We start from the raw sequence: 19584 nt of genomic DNA on the forward strand, positions 1-19584 counted from the left end.
CGTACTCGGACCAACCACATGTCACGCAGCCCCTCGTTGCCGGATCGGCCCACCCTCGAACTCGATCCGGAGATGTCGCCGTCGGAGCGGCTGGAAGCGCTGCGCGAACACTTCGCCCGCCTCGTCGAGGTCAACGACAAGCTCAGCGACCAGATCGACGCCGCCGAGGAGAAGCAGCAGTCGCTCAGCAACGATGTCGACAGCCTCCAGCGACAGAACGAGACGCTGAAGAGCGCCGCCCGCTACATCGCGACGGTCGAGGAGGTCAACGACGAGGAGGTCGTCCTGAAACAGCACGGCAACAACCAGGAGGTCCTCACCGAGGCCGTCCCCCGCATCCTCGACGAGGTGGAGGCCGGCGACCGCGTCGCCATCAACGACTCCTTCGCCATCCAGTCGGTCCTGAGTACGGAGACCGACGCCCGCGCACAGGCGATGGAGGTCGACGCCAGCCCCGGGGTCACCTACGAGGACATCGGCGGCCTCGAACACCAGATTCGCGAGGTCCGGGAGGCCGTCGAACAGCCGCTCCTCGACCCCGACCAGTTCACCGAGGTCGGTATCGAACCGCCAGCGGGCGTCCTCCTCCACGGCCCGCCCGGCACGGGGAAGACGATGCTCGCGAAGGCCGTCGCCAACGAGACCGACGCGACGTTCATCAAGATGGCCGGCTCCGAACTCGTCCAGAAGTTCATCGGCGAGGGCGCGCGCCTCGTCCGCGACCTGTTCGAACTCGCCGGGGAGCGCGAACCCGCCATCATCTTCATCGACGAGATCGACGCCATCGCCTCGAAGCGCACCGACTCGAAGACATCGGGCGACGCCGAGGTCCAGCGGACGATGATGCAGCTGCTCTCGGAGATGGACGGCTTCGACGACCGCGGTGAGATTCGCGTCATCGCGGCGACGAACCGCTTCGACATGCTCGACCGCGCCATCCTCCGCCCCGGCCGGTTCGACCGCCTCATCGAGGTGCCCGAACCCGAACTGGAGGGTCGCAAGCGCATCCTCGAGATTCACACCGGCGAGATGCCCATCGACGACGCGGTCGACCTCGAAGCGGTCGCCGACATGACCGAGGGGTTCAGCGGCGCGGAACTCGCCAGTCTCTCGACGGAGGCCGGGATGTTCGCCATCCGCGACGGCCGCACGACCGTCGAGATGCAGGACTTCGAGGACGCCTACGGGAAGGTGAGCCACGAGGACGACACCAGCGGGACGCCCGTCGCCTTCCAATAGCACGTTTTTCTTCTTCGGGTGCGCTCGCTCACTCGCGTTGCTCGTTCGCTCGCCGACCACTCCTCGAAAAACCTGCACTAAAAAGGCCGCTCGCTCGGCTTCGCCTCGCTCGCGGTACTGTGGACTTGTTTCTACCGCACCGCCAACAGCACTGCTACCGCCCTCGCTGGCTCGTCGTCGCCGAGTGTGCGCCACCGTCGCACCGTTCGCGCGATGCGAAAGGCGTTACCTCGTCCTGCCGCTACTCCCGGCCGATGGGAACGATTCGGGTCGTCTGGGGCACCGCCAGCGCACCCACGGCGATGTCGTCGTACGACGCGGCGCTTGCGGACGCGGGCATCGAGAACTACAACCTCGTCTCGGTGTCGTCGGTCATCCCGAGCGACGCGCACGTCGAACGCGTGGGGACCGCCCCGGACCTCGGGCCGGTCGGCGAGCGACTGACCGTCGTCGAGGGGCGTTCGACGGTCGAGGACGGTCCCGCCGCGGCCGGACTGGCCTGGGCGACGACCGAGGACGGCACCGGCCTGTTCTACGAGTCGTCCGGTCGAGCGGGCGAGAGCGTCCGCGAGGAGGTTCGGGCGGGCCTCCGGGCCGGGATGGACCTGCGTGACTGGGCGTTCGTCGACGAGGGCTGTGAGGTGGTGACCGCCGACTCGGGCGACGGGTTCACGACGGCCGTCGTCCTCGCGGTGTACGGCCGCAGTTCGCCGTTGCTCTGAGCGAGCCGACCCCGTATGCTTTAAGACCTCGCTCCACTTCTCTCTCCGCGAATGTACGGCAACGCACCGTACGCGGGGTACGAGGGAGAACCGCCGTCGCCCGAGGCGGTCGACCGACTGCGCCGCGAGACCGAAGGAGTGGCCGCCCTGACCCGTGACCTCCTCCCCGACGAGTTCGTCGTCGGGTCGGACCTCCGGCAGGGGATGGAGGGGCCACAGGGGACCGTCGCCGTTCGACCGCCCGTGGGGGACCTGGTACGGACTGGCGTGAGCGCCGACACGACCGACGAAGAGCGCACCGGACTCGCACACGAACTCGCCGCCGGGGCTGCGATGCAGGTGAAACAGGCGGTCAACGACATCTCGCCGACGGCCGGCTGAGCGCTGGCCGACCGGAGTTCGGAATCGTGCAGCCGTTTCCCCGCCGTTCTCAGAGCAACAGCCCGTTCTGGAGCAGCGAGACCAGCGCCGTCACGGTCACCACGCTACAGAGCGTCGAGACGAGCACGACCGAACTGGCGAACTCCGAGGCGAGCGTCGCGTCGGTCTCGCCGAACTCGACGAGCAGGATGAGCGGCGTCACCGCCGCGGGCGTCGCACATTCGAGGACGAACACCGCGCCGACCGTCCCGTCGAGGCCGAACCCGACGCTGTTGAGGCCGAGGGCGACGCCGAGCCCGACGACGGGTGCGACGAGCAGTTTCAACCCCGTCGACAGCGAGACGACCCCGAGCGACGAGCGGACGTCCGTCCCGACGAGTTCGCTGCCGAGCATCACGAGCATCAGCGGGATGGCGGCGTTGCCGACGAGTTCCAGCGTCGTCATCAGCGTCCCGTCCTCGGGCGGGGCGACCCCCGCGAAGCGAATCGCGATGGCGACGACCACCGCGTAGACGAGCGGGATGGTGAACACCTGCCGGATGGCCGTCGCCCCGACGTCGCCGCCGCTCCGGGCGGCGATGTAGACGCCGTGCGTGTAGACGATGACGCTCTGGGCGGCGAGGTAGAGCACGGCGGTCGAACGGCCGACGGCACCGAATGCAAACGCCGACAGCGGGATGCCGTAGTTGCCGCAGTTCGGGTAGACGCTCGTCAGCACCGCCGCGCTCAACAGCGGTTCCTCGACGCCAGCCAGGCGGACGACGGCCTCGACGAGGACGACCATCACGGCGAAGAAGGCGACGATGCCGACGCCGAGCGAGACGAGCGTCCCGCCTTCGATGTCGGTCGTCAGCAGGCTGTGGAAGACGAGCGCCGGGGCGAAGAAGTAGACGACGACGGTGTTCAGCGGGTCGACGTCGAGTCCCTGCGTCCGGCCCAGCAGGAAGCCGACGGCGGCGATGGCGACGACCGGAGCGATGGCAGAGACGAATATCGACGCCAGTGACACGGTTCGTCCGATGAGCGACGGCGTTAGAAACGTTCCGGGATGGCACGACCGCTCGGCGAGAACGAAGCGTCACGGGCGCTACGGAGAACGGCTACCGTGGTCGTCGACGGCCGGCGCCCGTGGTCCGCCTACTCGGAGTCCGGCGGGTCCACGAACAACGCGTAGCCGACCATGCCCGTCGCTGGCAGACTGCCGCCCGCCAGTCCGAACACGAGTGACAGCGAGCTCACGACCGCTGCACACGCGCCGAGGACGAGCGTCAGTGGAATAGCCGCTAACACGACGTCGTGTCGGCTCGACGCTTCGCTCTCTGACATGGTGTCGGTCGGCTACGAAACGCACCTAATTAAGAGTAATTACTGGCGTGGGCAAGGGGGTTCTCACTTCCCCCAGAACGGGTCCACCTTCCGGCGTTTCTCCAGGTACATCGACAACGCCTCCCGTTCGTCGGCGGGGATATCCTCCTTCAGCTCCTGTTCGAGAATCTTCGCGTGCTTCTCGGGGAGTTCGGCCCAGAGTTCGTCGCCCTCGTCTATCTGGCGGCCGACCGTCGGGCCGTCGATGGAGACGGAGACGCGTTCGCCCGCTCGGGCCTCGTCGACGTCCTCGCCCTGACTCTGGATGGCTTTCAGCGTCCCGATGCGGTTGGGGTCGTTACCCTGGAACTTCGCGGCGGGCGTGTTGCGCCGGAGCGTCCCCGAGAGCACCTCGACGCCCACGACGGCGGGGCTCGACTGGCGGAACACGTGGTCCTCGAGGATACGGAACCGACACGGGCGGCGGATCTTGTCGAGGACCGCCGACTGCTGTTCGCGCTCCATCTCCTCGACGAACTCCTCGTACTCGTTGATGAGCTGGTAGATGACGTCGTCCTCGAACAGGCGGATGTTCCGGTCGTTCGCCTCGCGGCGCGCGTCCGGGAGGACGTCGACGTTGAACGCGAGGATGACCTCGTGTTTCGTCTCGTCGGCGGTGGAGGCGACGGCGATGTCCCGCGGTGCGACGTCGCCGACCTCGGCGCGGACGATGGGAATCTCGGCCTCTTCGAGGGCGTTGGCGATGGCCTCCAGCGACCCGAGGGTATCGGCCTTCACGACGACGCCGTTCTCGGCGGTGTCGACCTCTATCTCCGCGAGTTCCTCGCGGACCTCCTCGATGACCTCTGCTTCGCTACGGTCTCGGACGACGCGGACGGGCGCGCCCGCCAGCGCGTCGTCAAGGTCGGGTGCGGCGATCTTCACCCCGGCGGCGGCCGACACCTCGTCGACCTTCTCGAAGCGCTTCTCGGTGCGAATCTCCGCGAGCGGCTGTGGCTGGAGCAGCGCGCGGACCTCGGTGACGATGGGGTCGTTCTTCGCGCCGACGACGACGGTGTCGTCGGTCCGGATGGAGCCGTCGTACAGCACCACGTCGAGCGTCGTGCCGAAGCCGCGTTCCTCCTTGACTTCGAGGACCGTCCCCGCGCCGGGGCCGGTCGTGTCGATGGACATCTCCTCTTTCATGTAGCGCTGTGAGAGGCCCATCAGCACGGCCAGCAGGTCGGGGACGCCCTCGCCCGTCTCGGCGGAGACGGGGACGACGCCGATGTTCCCCCGGAAGTTCTGGACGCGCCAGTACATGTCCGCCGAGAAGTCGTTGTCCGAGAGCTCGCCGATTATCTCGTAGAGCTTCTCGTTGAGCGTCTGCTCGGCGCGGTCGGACTGCGCTTCGAGGGACTGCTGGATGGGGGTGTCGGGCTGTGGGTTCCACCCCGGCGTCGTGTCGACCTTGTTCGCGGCGACGATGAACGGCGTCTGGGTGCGTTTGAGGATGTCGATGGCTTCCAGCGTCTGTGGCTGGAACCCGTCGTTGACGTCGACGACGAGGACGGCGATGTCCGCCAGCGCGCCCCCGCGCGAGCGGAGCGTCGAGAACGAGTGGTGGCCCGGCGTGTCGATGAACAGCAGGCCCGGCAGGTCGAAGTCGTCCGGGTCGACGAGTCGCCCGGCGATGTCGGAGATGGTCGCGAGGGGGACGGCGGTGGCCCCGATGTGCTGCGTGATGGCTCCGGCCTCTCCCGACGTGACGGCCGACCCGCGTACCTTGTCGAGGAGGCTGGTCTTTCCGTGGTCGACGTGTCCAAGGACCGCGACGATGGGCGTTCGTAACCCGCCACCCGCGTCCGTGGTGGTGTCCGTATCAGACATGGCGAAGAACTCTTGGTGTGAAACTGCCGGTGGTTCCGGTTAAGTCTTTCAGAACCGGAGCGAACCCTGCGCACACGTCGCACAGCCGTCGGTGCCCGACGCGGACGGTCACTCGACGGTGAACGACGCCTCCATCCCGATGCCCCGGTGGACGCTGCAGTAGTAGCTGTACTCCCCCGGCGTGTCGAACGTCTGGCTGTAGGAGAACCCGGCGTCCTGCGTATCGGACTGTCCGCCGGGCAAGTTCTCGAACCCGCCGCCCTCGGGCTGAGAGTCGACGAGCACGTTGTGGCCGCCCTGCTCCCACTCCCACGTGACGGTCCCGCCGCTGACCAGCGTGAACGACTCCGGACTGAACCGCGCCTTCCCGTCCGCCCCGACGGCGACGGTGACTGACTCCTGGGGTTCGCTCGACGTGGGGTCGGCAGTGCTGGTCGCAGCCCCGTCGGTCCCCTCCGGGGTGGCCGTCGTCGTCTCGGCCCCACCGTCGGTCGTCGCCATCTCGCTGGTCGTCTCGTCGGTGGTCTCGGGTGCCGTCGTCGTGGTCGCCTCGGTGGTCGCACTCGGCGCTCCGGAACCGTCGGTCGGCTCGTCGGCTCCGTCCGTCGTGCCGTCCCCGCCGTCGCCGGTACAGCCAGCGAGACCGACCGCGCCGAGCAGTGCCGCCCGTCGGAGGAGGGTCCGTCTGTCCATACGGTTCGGCGGGTGGCGGCATGCATGAACCTTGGCCCAATTCGGACCCGAGACCGCCGTGCCCGCGCCGGATTCCCGACCGACGCGCGTCGGACGACGACACGACCGTTTATGTGGGGTCGCTCCGCAAAGGGTGGTATGGCCGAGCTACTCGCCGAGAACCTGTCCGGGAAGGACGTCATCGGCTCCGACGGGGCCACGCTGGGACAGCTCTACAACATCACCATGGACCTGAAGACGGGCGAACTCCACGACCTCGTCGTCGACCCCGAGGAGGGCGTCCGCGACGTGGGCTTTCGCACCAACGACTTCGGTCGCTACCTCGTCCCCGTGGGGAACGTGCAGGCCGTGAAGGACCACATCGTCATCCGCAGGTAATGCGCGTCCTCGACTCGTCGGTGTTCATCAGGCAGTACGACGTGGACGGACCGACCGCGACCATCCCCCGCGTCCGCGAGGAACTGAACGAGGAGTCGGGCCTCCGCTTCGACGCTCTCGAAGGCGGCGGCATGGCGGTCCACGCGCCGTCTCCCGAGTCGGTCCGGACGGTCGAGAACGCGGCCGACCAGTCCGGCGACGGCCGGGAACTCTCCGAGACCGACGTTCGACTCGTGGCCGCGGCGTTCGAACTCGACGCGACGCTCGTCACGGACGACTACGCGATGCAGAACGTGGCGAGTCGTCTCGACGTCCCCACCGAGACCGTCGGCCGGGAGGGAATCACCGAGGAACGGGAGTGGCGCTTCCAGTGCGTCGGCTGTGGCCGGACGTTCGACGAGGACAAGGAGCGCTGTCCGATCTGTGGCAGCGAGCTGACCCGAAAGCGCTAGTCGATTCGCTCGACACGGTCGAGACTGTCGAGACCCGCCGCCAGCAGCTGCCGGAGGACCGCCTCCTGCGTCATGTCGAACTCGTGGGCCAGGCGCTCGATGGCGCGCGCCTGCCGGTCCTCGCAGAGGAGGGTGTACTTCCGCATATACTAGTATTAGGAACAGTCCGTAATAAATACTGGTCAGACGGCCGTCCGCCGCCAGTCAGACCGGTCGCAGTCGGGCGAATCCCACCAGATGTCTCAGAACACGCCCGTCGCCTGCCAGTAGGCGAGGAGGAACTGCAGGGCGTTGTAGAGGCCGTGGACGAGGACCGGAACGAGCAGGTTACCGGAGTATTCGTACAGCGCCCCGAGGAACACCGCCAGGAACGCGACGATGGCGAGCGTGGCGACGAGGCTCGGCAGTGGCGTGCCCGCGTAGCCCCAGACGTGGATGGTCGCGAACAGGACGCTCGCCACGCCGATGGCGACGGCCGGACCGAACGACTGCCGGAGCCAGCCCTGGACGAGTCCCCGGTAGAGCAGTTCCTCGCCGGGGGCGACGACGAGCACCGACAGCGGAATCAGGTAGAGGAACAGCGCCGGGTTCTCCCGCCCCGAGGTGACGATGCTGCTCTCGGCCGTGTCGATGCCGAGTGCACTGTAGAGGAAGTCGAACCCGAAGAACGCGCCAACGAGCAGCGCGAACCCGAGGAGGACCAGCGCGAGGTCACGGCGGGTCGGGCGGTGGACCCGGAGCAGGTCCCATCGGTCGACGAGGTGGAAGAAGAGGAGCGTGCCGCCGACGAACGTGACGCCCTGGACGGCGATGGTGCCGACGAGCGTGCTCGCCATCGGGTTGCCGGTCACCTCGACACCGCCCGCCTCGACGAAGGTGGCGACGAGCGCGGCGACGATGTTCCCCAGCGCGTACCCGCCGAGTGCCAAGAGCGTCGCGGCGACCAGTACGTCTCTACCGTCGTATGTGTCCCGTACCGACCGGTCGCTCACCGTATCGCCCCCGACGGTGTGCCAGTCATGTCTCTCCGTTCGGTCAGGGTCGGGTTAGGTGTTGCGCGCTCGGTCGGCGTTCGGTCGGCGGGTTCGGCGGGCCGCGACACTACTCCACGAGCAGCCGTTCCTTCTCCGCGACCGCGTCGGCCTCCTCGAACGTCCCGCCACCGAGCAGGCCACGGGCGGCGCGCTTGCCCCACTCGACGGCCGGTTGGGTGAACGTCTCGACGCCCATCAGTTCGCCAGTCAGGACGCACGCCGCCTCGAACCCGTACAGCAGTTCGCCGACGCTCTCGGCGTCGAGTCGGTCCACCTCGACGCGGACGTTCGGCAGGCCCGCGGCGGCGAGGCTGGCCTCGGTCGCCTCGAACTCCGCGTCGAGCAGGTCCCCCAGCGACGACCCACCGAGGTACGACAGCCCGTCGACGTCCGTCTCGGGTATCGGGACGGTCGGCCCCTCGCGCGTCCGCACGAACGTCACCTGCTTGTCGTGGCGACCGGCGCGGTACAGCTGCAACTGCGAGTGCTGGTCGGTGGCACCGAGCGCGCGAATCGGCGTCTGACCGAGGCCGTCCTTGCCCAGCGACTCGGCCCACAGCTGCGCGAACCACTCCGCGAAGTACTCCAGGTCCTCCGAGTAGGGAATGCAGACCTGCTGGGTCGCGCCGCGCTGTTCGAGCGCGTACGAGACCGCACCGTAGGCGTACGCCGGGCAGTCGAAGAGGCTCCCGGCGAGCGACTCGCGGCCCGCGCGCCCGCCGGCCAGCAGCCCCTCGACGTCGTGGCCCTGGATGGCCGCCGGGACGAGACCGACCGTCGAGAGCGCCGAGAACCGGCCGGGGACGCCGTCGGGAACGTCGAGCGCTGGAAGGTCCTCCTCCTCGGCGAGCGTCCGCAGTGGGCCGTCGGGACCGGTCGTGACGACGGTGCGCTCGGTCCAGTCGACGTCCTCGTCCTCGTAGGCGTCGCGGACGACGAGGAAGTTCGCCAGCGTCTCGGCGGTGGTTCCGGACCGGGAGACGACGTGGAGGGCGGTGTCGGCGAGCGGCAGGTCGTCGAGCAGTCGCGCCGCGCGCCGGGGGTCCACGTTGTCGAGGACGAACGTCCCGGCGCTCCCCGGACCGAGCGCCCCCGAGACGGTAGCTGCGCCGAGCGCACTCCCCCCGATACCGACCGTGAGGACGGCGTCGACGTCGAGGTCCGCCACCGGCTCGACGGCCGACTCGATGGCGGCGGCGTCGGTGTCTGCCGGGAGCGCGAGCGCGGCGTACCCGAACTCCCGGTCCTCGATGCCGCGCTCGATGCGGTCGTGCGCGTCCGCGACCCTCTCGTCCAGTCGGTCGAGCGACTCGCGCGAGACGCCCGGCGTGGCGACCGACGACAGCGCGTTCCCGATGTCGACGTCCATGCCGGAGCCTCACCCGCCCCGTACATAAATCCGGCATCGTTAATCGACGCCGACCCGTCGGTCGAGTATGAGCGAGACGGCTCAGGAGCGCGCGGGTAGTGACGAGGAGCACACCTACTCCGGGCTCTTCGGCGCGTTCCCGTACGCCTACCGCGCGAGCGACTCGCGACTGTTCCGCGCGTACGTCGTCCTCGGCGGTCTGCTGGCGCTGGTCCTCGCCCTGTTCTTCGGTCTCGCCATCGTGACACTCCTCGGTCAGACGGCCACCGCCTCCGGTGGGACGTTCACCTTCTCACGGTCGCTGTTCGTGCTCGTCGGCTTCTTCGCCGTCGGGCCGCTCGTCGCCCCCGTCCTGTTCGTCGCACGGCAACACCGGCGCGGACTCGGTGACGAGCGGTACGACCGGACGATGGCACTGCTGGGCCTCGGGTTCGTCCTCTCGCTGTACGTCGCGTCGGTCGTCTCCATCCCGCCGTCGTACGAGATGGACGGCCAGGTGATGCAGCGCGACGCCCCGTCGGGGCTGTTCGCCCCGATAGTCGGCGCGCTCTACGCGCTGCCCGCGTGGACGAGCCCGGTTTTCCCCGCCATCGTCGCACTGGGGATGTACCTCGTCCACCGGCGACAGCGCTGAGCGGTCGAGGCGGCTAATCTCGGTCGGCGACCCGCCGACACTCGAACGATACGCCGAAGAGGGCAGCGACGCTACCGGGCGCTATGAGCGACGCCGACGGACCGACCGAGAAGACCGGCCGGTTCCTCGTCACCCACGCCGAGGCGGACAGCGCCGTGCTGAAGGACGTCGACGACGGGCAGGTCCACACGCTCGACGGTAATCCGGGGGTCGAGCCGAACGACGTCCTCGACGGGACGCTCGTCGCCCAGCCACCGATGGAGGTGACCTGGGAGGTGGTCGACGTCGAGTCGCGCCGCAGTCTCCGGGTCGAGGAGAGCGCGGAGCCACCGACCGCACGCGAGCGTGACGTCGCGGACTCCCAGGCGGAGGGTGACATCACTCGCGAGGAGCGGGCGGGGATGGGGGAGATTCACGTCATCACCGTCCCCGACGAGCAGACCGAGTCGGCCGTCGAGGACGTCCTCGACGACGAGGCGACCCTGGTTCGGGCCGCCCGGATGGACGACGTGGTCAGGGTCGAAATCCGGACCGAGGCGGGTGTGGTCGCGGTCCGATACCTCCCGTGAACCGGCTGTAAGCTCACCTTTACAGGGGGTTTCGGACGTTTTGAGATGCCGTTGTCGTGGGCTCGCGGTTCTGCCGCGAGCGTCTCGAACGGTCGTCCACCGGCGGACAGCGCAACCGCTCAGGACGAGAAGAGAGCAGGAACGAACTGGTCGAAGAACTCGGGAGTGACGTCGCCTCACTTCATGCCGCGACTGGCGAGGTGGTACTCCATGACCGTCTCCATCCCGCCGATGTACGCGCTCACGTCGACGCTCTCGATGTCGTACTCGCGTTCGCAGACGCGTTTGTGGCGGTCGCACCACTCGTCGAGGAACGCCTCCTCGACGCCACACTCCTTGATGCGCTCGACGATGGACTCGAGGTCACCGGCCGGGTCGAGTTCGTCCGCGTCGACGACGTCGTCCTGGATGGCCTGGACGATGACGCCCGCCGAGTAGTCGCCCTCGGTGAGTTCGCGTTCCCAGGTCGTGACCCAGTTGCCGATGCGGGCCATCTTCTGGAGGTCCCAGGTCAGGTCGCGCAGCGACGAGAGGTCGTCCATCGCGAACCGGGAGGAGAACATGAGGTCGATGTCCGTGTAGGGGAACAGGACCATGTTGTGCGCGTCGTACGTCCGTGCGCCAGTCGCGTTCGCGATGTGCGCGTTGTCGCTGACGAGGCGCGTGTACTCCATCGCGTTGAACCCCTGCCGCAGGTCGTACATGAAGATGTCCTTGAACTCGCCGTAACGCGGTGCCGTTCGGAGCCCGTCGTCGATGTCCGTCCAGATGTCCTGGATGAACTCCAGTATCTCGCCGTTCACGCCCTCGCGCGTGGGGTCGACGGTCTCCGGGTCACGGACGACGCGGCGTGCCTCCTCGAAGGTCGCCTTGTCGTCGTGGGACTCGACGAGGTCGTCGAGCGTCGTGATGAACACTGTAAATAGCGTCTTAATCTCCTTCACGCGGTCGACATCGCGGGCGTCGACCGACGAGAGCGTGAACGCGTCGAACAGACTGTGAATCCACTTCCAGAGGAAGGTGTCTCGGTCCGCGACGACGCGGTCGTACTCCTCTACGACCTCGATGACCGTCTGAGGCAGCTCGACGGCAGAAACCTCTCCGATGAGGTCTGTCTGCTCCCGTCCGACGGGAAGGGAGGGCTGTTGCGGTGTGAGATCGACCAGTTCGTGTGCCATAACCAACTCCACCTGAGCAATCACCTCACGTAAAGCTTTGCATTATTGAGTTCCAAAATCAGAACATTCTCGATTTGGTGAACTAAACAATCCTGATATCGTGAATTATATGTCTGAAAGAACCCGGATTGTCCAGTCAGAGCCGAACGATTTATACAGCAGTAGATGTGCTGATTAAGCGATGATTACGGGTCGGGTGCAAAACGACACGACGAACGCTCCCCTCCGCGTGCTCCACGTGGCAGGGGTTAACGACAGTACGACCGAGGTTAACGGCCTCACAGTCTCCACGGCGAGCCCTCCGGAGGCGCTCGACCGCATCTCCGCGGGTACGCGTGTAGACTGCGTACTGGTCGAGTACGAACTACCTAACACGACCGGGCCGGAGGTCGTGGACCGCATTCGCGCGGTGAACAAGGACATCCCCATCGTCGCTCGCGTCTCGGACGAGGTCGGGACCGGTGACGTCCTCGCGGCCGGGGCGACCGACGTCGTCTCCGAGGACGCAGCGGGCAGGGAGCTCCACCGACGCATCGAGAACGCGGTCGGGTCGCCGGACGCGGCCGACTGGGCGACGCGCCGCGAGGCGCTGGCGGACCTCCGCCAGTCCGCCCTCGAAGGGCAGAACCTCCCGCGGCTGTTCGAGGAGGCGACCGCCATCATCCAGGCGTCGCTCGGCATCGACCGCTGTGGACTGTTCGAGTACCAGGCCGACGAGGACGACCTCTCGCTGGTCGCCGAGACGGGCTGGCGCGGTCCCGAGACGATCTCGGACGACCAGTCGCTCGCGCGCGCGGCGCTCGACGCGACCGGCGCCGTGTGTGCCGACGCCTCCGTCGGCGACGTCGCCGGCGGCATCGCACTCGGACTCGACCTCCCGGGTGGCCCGTGGGGCGTGCTCGCCGCGTACACGACTCACCCGCGCGAGTTCGGCGACGCCGAACGCCAGCTGCTCGTCCGCGTCGCGGACATCCTCGAACCCGTCATCGAGCGCGAACGACGGCAGGAGGAACTGGAGCGCTACGAGACCATCCTCGAGACCGTCGACGACGCCGTCTACTCGCTGGACCCGAACTTCCGCATGGAGTGGGTCAACGACGCGACGACCGAGATGACCGGCTACCAGCGCGAGGACCTCATCGGCCAGCACTCCCAGATGCTCGCCGACGACGACGTGTTCGAGATGGTCGAGGAGCTCTCCGCGCAGATGCTCGAATCCGGCGAGGACGTCGCGAGCGTCGACACGAACCTCGCGACCAGCGAGGGCGACTCGGTCCCCATCGAGACGCGCTTCTCGATGCTCTCGCGACGGGACGGCAGCCAGGGGTTCGTGGGCGTGGCCCGCGACATCACCGACCGGAAGCGCTACGAGCAGACGCTGACCGCGCTCCACAACTCGACGCGCGAACTGCTGACCGCCGAACGCCGGGACGACGTGAGCGACCTCATCGCCCGGACGGCCTCCGACGTGCTCGACCTGCAGGGCGTCGGCGTCTACCTGTTCGACGGTGACGAGGGCCGACTCAGACCCTCCGCGTGGTCCCCCGAGATGACCGAACTCGTCGGCGACCTGCCGACGGTCGGACCGGCCGAGCCGGCGCTCGTCTGGCGGACGTTCGTCGCCGGGGAGCTGCTCTCGTACGACGACATCCGCGAGGCGGAGTCGGTGTACGACGAGGACACGCCGTTCCGCTCGGGACTCTACGTCCCCCTGGGCGAGCACGGCGTGCTGTTCGCTGAGTCGACCGAGACCGCCGCGTTCGACACGCAGATGACCGAACTGGTCGACCTGCTCGCCGCGAGCGCGGAGGCCGCGCTCGACCGGGTCGAGCGCGAGGACGAACTCCGGAAACGCGACGAGGAACTGCGCGAGCAGAACGCCGCCCTGACCGGCCTGAAGCAGACGAACGACATCATCCGGTCGGTCGACGCGGCGCTCGTCGGCGCGAACACGCGCGAGGAGGTCGAGACCGCCGTCTGCGAGGAACTCGTGACGGCCGACGAGTTCTCGTTCGCCTGGACCGCGGCCGTCGAGGACGGGAGCCTCGTCTCGCGCGCGACCGCGGGCGACGAGCGTGGCTACCTCGACACCGTCGACCTCAGCCTCGGCGAAGAGTTCGCCGAACCCGCCGCACGCGCCGCCGCGACCCGCGAGCAGGTCGTGGTTGGCGAGGTGGCGACCGGCTTCCAGGACGAACCGTGGCGGCGTACCGCGCTCTCGAACGACTACCTCTCCGTGCTCGCCGTCCCGCTCCTCCACGGCGACGTGCTGTACGGGGTGCTCGCGGTGTACGCGAACCAGCAGGACGCGTTCGACCAGATGCGCCGCGAGGTGCTCGCCGAGTTCGGCGGCACCATCGCCAACGCCATCAACAACGTCGAGACGCGGCGGACGATGCTCGCCGACCGGGTCGCCGAACTGGAACTGCAGGTCGACGAGGACCTGACGCTCCGCTCGCTCGCCGAGACCGCCGACTGCCGACTGGAGATAGACGACATCATCCACGAGTCCGGCGACAGCACGCTGGTGTTCTGTAGCGCTCACGGCGCAAACCCGGACGACCTGCTCGCCCTCGAAGACGAGTTCGTCGGCGTCGAACACGTCGGCATCATCGCCGAGGACGACGACGCCGTCCGCTGCGAGATGCGCCTGACGACGGACATCATCGCCACCCACCTCGCCGACTGCGGGGCGGTGACCCGCTCCATCCACGTCGACGAGTCCGGTGCTCGCGTCGTCGTCGAACTGCCGCAGGACGCCGACGTGCGAGAGTTCGTCGAGGCCGTCCAGCGTCGCTACCCCGGCACGGACCTGCTCGCCCGGCGCAACCGGTCGTCGTCGGCTCAGACCCGCCGCGACGTGCGTGCAGGCATCTCCGAGCGACTGACCGACCGCCAGCACGAGGTGCTGCGGACCGCGTTCGCGAGCGGCTTCTTCGAGTGGCCCCGCGACCGGACCGGACAGGAGGTGGCGACGTCGCTGGACATCTCCCAGCCGACGTTCAACAAGCACCTCCGGGCGGCCGAGCGCAAACTGTTCTCCATGCTCCTGGAGGGCTGACCGCTCGACGAGTCCCTCCCCGCACGACCGACCCGACCCGTCCTCCATCGCTTCACGCCAGCAGTGACGACTGCGTCGAACGGCCATCTCCTCGCGACGGAATCACCGAAAAGGAACGCTTAACAGCGGCCACTTCGCAGCCACGCCCATGTCTCGATTCGAGGTGTCGACTATCGACTACACCCGCTACAGCAACCGGCAGCTGGTGGCCGTTCCGGTGCTGGTGCTGTTGCTCGCCCTCCTGGTTCTGGTCGTCGTCCCCCCGACGCCGGGCATCGCGTTCACCGGTGGGACGGAGCTCCAGATACAGACGGGGGCGTCGCAGGCCGAGATTACGGAGGCCTTCGAGTCGCGCGTCCCCTACGAGGTCGAGTCCATCCAGCAGGCCGGAAGCGGGAACTCCTATCTCGTCACCTTCCAGGCGACCGAGAACAGTGAGGTTCAGGAGATAACCGCCGCCGCCGAGGAGGCGGGCTTCGACGTCCAGTCGTCCAGTTCGCGGTCGGCGTCGTTCTCCTCGGAGTCTCAGGAGCAGGCGCTCGTCGGTATCGGCGTCGCGTTCCTCGGCATGAGCCTCATCGTGTTCGCGCTGTTCCGCACGTTCGTCCCCTCCATCGCCGTCGTCGCGAGCGCGTTCTCGGACATCGTCATCCCGCTCGCCCTGATGAGCCTGTTCGGCATCAAACTCACACTGGGGACCGTCGCGGCCCTCCTGATGCTCATCGGGTACTCCGTCGACTCGGACCTCCTGCTCAACAACCACATCCTCCGTCGGCCGGGCGGGTTCTACGAGTCGACCTACCGCGCGATGCGCACCGGGGTGACGATGACCGTCACCTCCATCGCCGCGATGTCGGTGATGACCATCGTCTCCTCCCGGTTCGTCTTCGGCATCCCGCTGCTCCCGGAGGTCGGTGTGGTTCTCGTGTTCGGCCTCACCGCCGACCTGATGAACACCTACCTCCTCAACGTGAGTCTACTCCGCTACTACAAGTACGAGGGGATCGCCAAATGAACGTCCGAGAGAACTGGCGGGTCGTCCTGCTCGTCGTCTTCGTCGTCCTCTCCAGCGTCGCGCTGTTCGCCCCGCGCGGCGGGTCGGACACGCCCGCGGCGACGCCGTCGCCCGTGCAGAACGGTACCAACGGGACGAACACCACGAACGTCACCACGACGGTGAACACCGACAGCGGCCCGACGAACCTGAAGTTCGGCCTCGAACTCTCGGGCGGGACGCGCATCCGCGCGCCGTTGATCGGTCTCACCGCCGAGGGCGTCTCGATACCGAACGAGAACGCCACGAGCGTCGAACAGGACCTCGCCTCGCGGCTCAACCTCTCGACGCTCGACATCCAGATTCGCTCGCAGGGTGACACCGTCGAGGTGTTCTCGAGCAACGTCTCCCGCGAGCAGTTCGCCAGTGCGCTCCAGTCGGCGGGCTACGACGTGAGCACGGGCGACATCCGCGACGGCGTCACGGACCGGACGCTCCAGACGGCCGTCGAGGTGCTGGACCAGAAGATTCGCGGTGCGGGGTCGCTCTCCGGCGGTGACGCCGCTATCGCGCGCTCGGGCGGCGAGGCGTTCGTCCTCGTCGAGGTGCCCGGCGCGACGCGCGCGGAGGTCCTGGACCTCATCGGCGACCGAGGGCAGGTCGTCGTCGTCGCGCACTTCCCCGGTGAGGACGGGTCGTACCGGAACGTTCCGCTGTTCACACAGGACGATATGACACCTGGGCAGGTGACTGAAAACGAACGGGGGCAGCCCGTCGTCCCGACGACGCTCACCGACTCCGCTGCCCAGAACTTCTCCGATGCGATGCGGAAGTTCGGGTTCACCGACCAGGGTGTCTTCGCGTGTCGGTACAGCGGGAACCCCGACGACTCGGGCTACTGTCTCTACACCGTCCGCGGAGGCGGGGTCGTAAACGGCGAGATACAGGGCGATGTCGTCTACGCGGCGAGCATGGGCGACAAACTAGCTTCGACCATCGCCAACGAAGACTTCACGAAGGACCCGACGTTCGTCACGAGCGCGTCCAACCAGTCCGAGGCCCAGCGCCTGCGCCTCGACCTGCAGGCCGGTGCGCTCCCGGCGCAACTCGACATCGACGGTGGAACCAGCTACTACCTCCAGGCGACGCTCGCAGACCGGTTCAAGACGTTCTCCGTGGTGACGGGTATCGCCGCGATGCTCGCCGTCGCGGTGGTCGTGGGCGCGCGCTACCGCGAACCGGGTGTCGCGCTCCCGATGGTGCTGACCGCGGCCGCCGAGGTGTACATCCTGCTCGGGTTCGCCTCCGCGGTCGGCCTGGCGCTCGACCTCTCGCACATCGCTGGGTTCATCGCGGTCATCGGGACGGGGGTGGACGACCTGGTCATCATCGCCGACGAGATTCTCCAGAGCGGGGACGTGAAGACGGGCCGCGTGTTCAAATCGCGGTTCCGCAAGGCGCTCTGGGTCATCGGTGCGGCCGCGGCGACGACCATCGTCGCGTTGAGTCCGCTCGCGGTGCTCTCGCTCGGCGACCTGCAGGGGTTCGCCATCGTCACCATCGTCGGCGTGCTGGTCGGCGTGCTGGTCACGCGACCGGCGTACGGTGACATCCTCAGGAACGTCGTCCTCGACTGAACGCCGTCGCTTCCGACACCCGATTCTCGGCGTCCTACCGTCTGAAGAATTCGTACGTGGACACAGGCGCTTGTGTCAGAGGCTTGAAAGGGCGACTGCGTCCACTATCGGTAGGGTTGATTTGTGATGGTAAAGCCGTTTGGAGAACGCAGTTACCCATAGCCGGTTGACATCAGTCGACGACCTCCCACTCGACGACGTCGAGGTCGCCGTCGACCACGTGTCGAAGCGTGTCGCCGTCGAGGGTGACCCGGACCTCGATACGCCACGGGTCCTCCGATTCGACCGTCACCTCCAGCTCACCGTCGACGTTCGGCCGGGTGTAGTGGCCGGGCCGCCCGCGCTCTTCGTAGAACTGTTCGGTCGCGTGGTGGTGGAACGCCACCATCTCGACCGCCGGGTGGTTGAACCAGCCACAGGTCGAGCAGGTGAGGTGCGCGAAGGCGTCTCGCTCGTCCAGTCCGAGGTCGCCGCGGTCGGCCGTCGAGACGTCGTGGTGGACCGCTCCGGAGCAGTACGGACAGAGGCCGTCGAGCATCGACCGCAGGTCGAGATGTATCTTGGTCATCGCGACCGAGACCAGTCCGTCGACGTCGGTCGGGTCGACCGCGTTCGGCGAGAGCGGGTAGCGGATCTGGGTGACCTCGCAGGTCGGACAGCGGACGAAGAACCGGCCGTCCTCGTAGGCGACCTGGACCGGTTCCTCACAGCCCTCACACCGGGAGTCGACCTCGGTCGGTGGGACGGTCGGTCGGTCGCCCGCGAACTGGCCGGAGGCGACGGCCTGGTACATCCGGATGCCGGGGATAAGCAGTCGATAGCCGTCGTCGGTCCGTTCGACGAACCGGCCACGGAGCTTCCGGAGGTGGTAGTTGAGGTTCCCCGTGTCGACCCCGTCGAGGGCGGCTCTCACCTCCGAGTACGAGAGGCTGGCGTACTCGCCGTCGCCGCTTCGGTCGCCGATGGCCTCGACGATGCCGAGGCGCGTCTCGTCGGCCAGCAGCGAGAACGGACTCTCACCGGATGCCGTCGACGCCGTTCGGTCGAGCGTCACGGCTCGTCGTCCGTGCTTCGCGGGCCGTTGACGCGTGGTGCCCCACCCGTCGACCTCCCACTCGACGACGTCGAGGTTCTCGTCGACCACGTGTCGAAGCGTGTCGCCGTCGAGGGTGACCCGGACCTCGACTCGCCAGGGGTCGGTCGAGCGAACGGTCTCGGACCACTCGCCCTCGACGGTCAGTCGCGAGTGCGGGGCGGCCCTGCCGTGGCGTTCGTAGAACACCGCCGTCGTGTGGTGGAGGTAGGTCGCCATGGTCGCCTGCGGGTGGTTGAACCAGCCACAGGTCGAGCAGGTGAGGTGGGCGAACGTCTCGGGACCCTCCAGTCCGAGGTCACCACGGTCGTCCGCCGAGAGGGTGCACTCGACGACGCCCGAGCAGTACGGGCAGACCCCGGCGAGCATCGACCGCAGGTCGGCGAACGCGACCGTCAGCCCGGCGTCGGCGAGGCTCGCCGCGTCGCCGGGATCGAAGGCGCTCGGCGAGAGCGGATACCGGTGGTAGGTGACGTCGCAGGTCGGACAGCGGACGAAGACCCGTCCCTCCTCGTAGGAGACGAACAGGGGGTCGCCGCAGTCACCACAGGGCGAGTCGATCTCGGTCGGCGGGACGGTCGGCCGGTCGGCCGCGAGCTGGCCAGAGGTCACGGCCTGGTACACCCGGATGCCGGGAATCAGCAGTCGATAGCCGTCGTCGGTGTGTTCGACGAACCGCCCTTCGAGCTGTCGGAGGTGGTAGTTGAGTCTCCCGGAGTCGACCTCCCCGAGCGCCGTCTGAATCGTCGAGTACGAGAGGCTGGCGTACTCGCCGTCGCCGCTTCGGTCGCCGATGGCCTCGACGATGCCGAGGCGCGTCTCGTCGGCCAGGAGGGAGAAGGGGTTCGTCGACTCGTCGCGACCGCTCATGCGATTTACTTCGTCGCCGAACGTAACTCAATTTCGACGGACGATGGTCGGGAAATCGGAACGACCGTGTCGGTCGGGAGGGCAC

At 67.7% G+C, this 19584-nt stretch carries 19 protein-coding genes; 10 read left to right on the forward strand and 9 right to left on the reverse strand.

From position 1 onward, the window contains the following. Window positions 1–18: 18 nt before the first annotated feature. The 3 genes from pan2 (at window position 19) to MX571_RS08255 (ending at window position 2342) form a co-directional block, all read left to right on the forward strand. Window positions 19–1239 carry a proteasome-activating nucleotidase Pan2 gene (gene pan2 / locus MX571_RS08245; RefSeq protein ID WP_247415353.1) on the forward strand — a complete coding sequence of 407 codons (1221 nt, stop codon included), beginning with the start codon at window positions 19–21 and terminating at the stop codon, window positions 1237–1239. Between the two features lie 254 nt (window positions 1240–1493). Further along, window positions 1494–1961: a pyruvoyl-dependent arginine decarboxylase gene (locus tag MX571_RS08250; RefSeq protein ID WP_247415355.1), complete on the forward strand. Its 468-nt coding sequence runs from the start codon at window positions 1494–1496 to the stop codon at window positions 1959–1961. A 51-nt stretch (window positions 1962–2012) separates the two neighbouring features. Then, entirely contained in the window at window positions 2013–2342 is a 330-nt protein-coding gene (locus MX571_RS08255) for a DUF5811 family protein (RefSeq protein WP_247415356.1), read from the forward strand. Between the two features lie 49 nt (window positions 2343–2391). On the opposite strand, the gene MX571_RS08260 is transcribed toward MX571_RS08255, so the two are convergent. The 4 genes from MX571_RS08260 to MX571_RS08275 all read right to left on the reverse strand — a co-directional run bounded on the left by MX571_RS08260 (window position 2392) and on the right by MX571_RS08275 (window position 6230). Further along, on the reverse strand, window positions 2392–3351 hold the full coding sequence (locus MX571_RS08260; protein ID WP_247415357.1) for an AEC family transporter: 960 nt from the start codon (window positions 3349–3351) through the stop codon (window positions 2392–2394). Between the two features lie 128 nt (window positions 3352–3479). Beyond that, a complete protein-coding gene (locus MX571_RS08265) occupies window positions 3480–3668 on the reverse strand; it encodes a DUF8015 family protein (protein WP_247415358.1) in 189 nt (62 codons plus the stop codon). Between the two features lie 63 nt (window positions 3669–3731). Next, window positions 3732–5537: a translation initiation factor IF-2 gene (gene infB / locus MX571_RS08270; RefSeq protein WP_247415360.1), complete on the reverse strand. Its 1806-nt coding sequence runs from the start codon at window positions 5535–5537 to the stop codon at window positions 3732–3734. Window positions 5538–5645: 108 nt separating this feature from the next. Beyond that, entirely contained in the window at window positions 5646–6230 is a 585-nt protein-coding gene (locus tag MX571_RS08275; protein WP_247415362.1) for a plastocyanin/azurin family copper-binding protein, read from the reverse strand. Between the two features lie 138 nt (window positions 6231–6368). Between MX571_RS08275 and MX571_RS08280 the strand changes: the two genes are divergently transcribed. Together MX571_RS08280 and MX571_RS08285 are read left to right on the forward strand one after the other, a co-directional pair. Beyond that, complete coding sequence (locus MX571_RS08280) at window positions 6369–6608, forward strand: PRC-barrel domain-containing protein (RefSeq protein WP_247415364.1); 240 nt, start codon at window positions 6369–6371, stop codon at window positions 6606–6608. Then, window positions 6608–7060: an NOB1 family endonuclease gene (locus MX571_RS08285; RefSeq protein WP_247415365.1), complete on the forward strand. Its 453-nt coding sequence runs from the start codon at window positions 6608–6610 to the stop codon at window positions 7058–7060. The genes MX571_RS08280 and MX571_RS08285 overlap by 1 nt, the downstream gene beginning before the upstream one ends. Here the strand turns inward: MX571_RS08285 and MX571_RS08290 are convergent. The 3 genes from MX571_RS08290 to MX571_RS08300 all read right to left on the reverse strand — a co-directional run bounded on the left by MX571_RS08290 (window position 7057) and on the right by MX571_RS08300 (window position 9463). Continuing rightward, the gene (locus tag MX571_RS08290; RefSeq protein ID WP_247415366.1) at window positions 7057–7206 is read right to left on the reverse strand and encodes a CopG family transcriptional regulator; all 150 of its coding nucleotides are present in this window, start codon (window positions 7204–7206) and stop codon (window positions 7057–7059) included. The genes MX571_RS08285 and MX571_RS08290 overlap by 4 nt on opposite strands. A gap of 96 nt (window positions 7207–7302) precedes the next feature. After that, window positions 7303–8052, reverse strand: coding sequence for a CPBP family intramembrane glutamic endopeptidase (locus MX571_RS08295; protein ID WP_247415367.1), 750 nt, complete (start codon window positions 8050–8052; stop codon window positions 7303–7305). Between the two features lie 109 nt (window positions 8053–8161). Beyond that, the gene (locus MX571_RS08300) at window positions 8162–9463 is read right to left on the reverse strand and encodes a phosphoglucose isomerase-related protein (protein WP_247415368.1); all 1302 of its coding nucleotides are present in this window, start codon (window positions 9461–9463) and stop codon (window positions 8162–8164) included. A gap of 67 nt (window positions 9464–9530) precedes the next feature. On the opposite strand from MX571_RS08300, the gene MX571_RS08305 reads away from it, so the two are divergent. Both MX571_RS08305 and MX571_RS08310 read left to right on the forward strand, forming a co-directional pair. Then, on the forward strand, window positions 9531–10097 hold the full coding sequence (locus tag MX571_RS08305; protein WP_247415371.1) for a DUF8056 family protein: 567 nt from the start codon (window positions 9531–9533) through the stop codon (window positions 10095–10097). Between the two features lie 83 nt (window positions 10098–10180). Beyond that, entirely contained in the window at window positions 10181–10666 is a 486-nt protein-coding gene (locus tag MX571_RS08310) for a DUF5812 family protein (RefSeq protein ID WP_247415372.1), read from the forward strand. A 176-nt stretch (window positions 10667–10842) separates the two neighbouring features. Here MX571_RS08310 and MX571_RS08315 read toward each other — a convergent pair whose 3' ends face one another. Then, a complete protein-coding gene (locus MX571_RS08315) occupies window positions 10843–11844 on the reverse strand; it encodes a hypothetical protein (RefSeq protein WP_247415374.1) in 1002 nt (333 codons plus the stop codon). Between the two features lie 391 nt (window positions 11845–12235). Here MX571_RS08315 and MX571_RS08320 point away from each other — a divergent pair, with 391 nt between their 5' ends. From MX571_RS08320 to MX571_RS08330, 3 genes are all read left to right on the forward strand, one after another. Beyond that, window positions 12236–14905, forward strand: coding sequence for a bacterio-opsin activator domain-containing protein (locus MX571_RS08320; protein ID WP_247415375.1), 2670 nt, complete (start codon window positions 12236–12238; stop codon window positions 14903–14905). Window positions 14906–15053: 148 nt separating this feature from the next. Beyond that, complete coding sequence (gene secF / locus MX571_RS08325; protein WP_247415376.1) at window positions 15054–15920, forward strand: protein translocase subunit SecF; 867 nt, start codon at window positions 15054–15056, stop codon at window positions 15918–15920. Further along, window positions 15917–17536 (forward strand): preprotein translocase subunit SecD family protein, encoded by a 1620-nt coding sequence (locus MX571_RS08330; protein ID WP_247415378.1) that lies wholly within the window; start codon window positions 15917–15919, stop codon window positions 17534–17536. Before secF ends, MX571_RS08330 begins: the two co-directional genes overlap by 4 nt. A gap of 172 nt (window positions 17537–17708) precedes the next feature. On the opposite strand, the gene MX571_RS08335 is transcribed toward MX571_RS08330, so the two are convergent. After that, the gene (locus MX571_RS08335) at window positions 17709–19499 is read right to left on the reverse strand and encodes a helix-turn-helix domain-containing protein (RefSeq protein WP_247415379.1); all 1791 of its coding nucleotides are present in this window, start codon (window positions 19497–19499) and stop codon (window positions 17709–17711) included. Window positions 19500–19584 lie beyond the last annotated feature (85 nt).

The organism is Halomarina salina (assembly GCF_023074835.1).
Lineage (GTDB): Archaea > Halobacteriota > Halobacteria > Halobacteriales > Haloarculaceae > Halomarina > Halomarina salina.

Bases quoted from the DNA above. Each gene is read 5' to 3' on its own strand.
- MX571_RS08330 (WP_247415378.1), top strand. From the start codon at position 15,917: ATGAACGTCCGAGAGAACTGGCGGGTCGTCCTGCTCGTCGTCTTCGTC.
- MX571_RS08310 (WP_247415372.1), top strand. From the start codon at position 10,181: ATGAGCGACGCCGACGGACCGACCGAGAAGACCGGCCGGTTCCTCGTC.
- MX571_RS08255 (WP_247415356.1), top strand. From the start codon at position 2,013: ATGTACGGCAACGCACCGTACGCGGGGTACGAGGGAGAACCGCCGTCG.
- MX571_RS08290 (WP_247415366.1), bottom strand. From the start codon at position 7,206: ATGCGGAAGTACACCCTCCTCTGCGAGGACCGGCAGGCGCGCGCCATC.
- infB (WP_247415360.1), bottom strand. From the start codon at position 5,537: ATGTCTGATACGGACACCACCACGGACGCGGGTGGCGGGTTACGAACG.
- MX571_RS08285 (WP_247415365.1), top strand. From the start codon at position 6,608: ATGCGCGTCCTCGACTCGTCGGTGTTCATCAGGCAGTACGACGTGGAC.
- MX571_RS08275 (WP_247415362.1), bottom strand. From the start codon at position 6,230: ATGGACAGACGGACCCTCCTCCGACGGGCGGCACTGCTCGGCGCGGTC.
- MX571_RS08300 (WP_247415368.1), bottom strand. From the start codon at position 9,463: ATGGACGTCGACATCGGGAACGCGCTGTCGTCGGTCGCCACGCCGGGC.
- MX571_RS08265 (WP_247415358.1), bottom strand. From the start codon at position 3,668: ATGTCAGAGAGCGAAGCGTCGAGCCGACACGACGTCGTGTTAGCGGCT.
- MX571_RS08280 (WP_247415364.1), top strand. From the start codon at position 6,369: ATGGCCGAGCTACTCGCCGAGAACCTGTCCGGGAAGGACGTCATCGGC.
- MX571_RS08315 (WP_247415374.1), bottom strand. From the start codon at position 11,844: ATGGCACACGAACTGGTCGATCTCACACCGCAACAGCCCTCCCTTCCC.
- MX571_RS08250 (WP_247415355.1), top strand. From the start codon at position 1,494: ATGGGAACGATTCGGGTCGTCTGGGGCACCGCCAGCGCACCCACGGCG.
- pan2 (WP_247415353.1), top strand. From the start codon at position 19: ATGTCACGCAGCCCCTCGTTGCCGGATCGGCCCACCCTCGAACTCGAT.
- MX571_RS08305 (WP_247415371.1), top strand. From the start codon at position 9,531: ATGAGCGAGACGGCTCAGGAGCGCGCGGGTAGTGACGAGGAGCACACC.
- MX571_RS08335 (WP_247415379.1), bottom strand. From the start codon at position 19,499: ATGAGCGGTCGCGACGAGTCGACGAACCCCTTCTCCCTCCTGGCCGAC.
- secF (WP_247415376.1), top strand. From the start codon at position 15,054: ATGTCTCGATTCGAGGTGTCGACTATCGACTACACCCGCTACAGCAAC.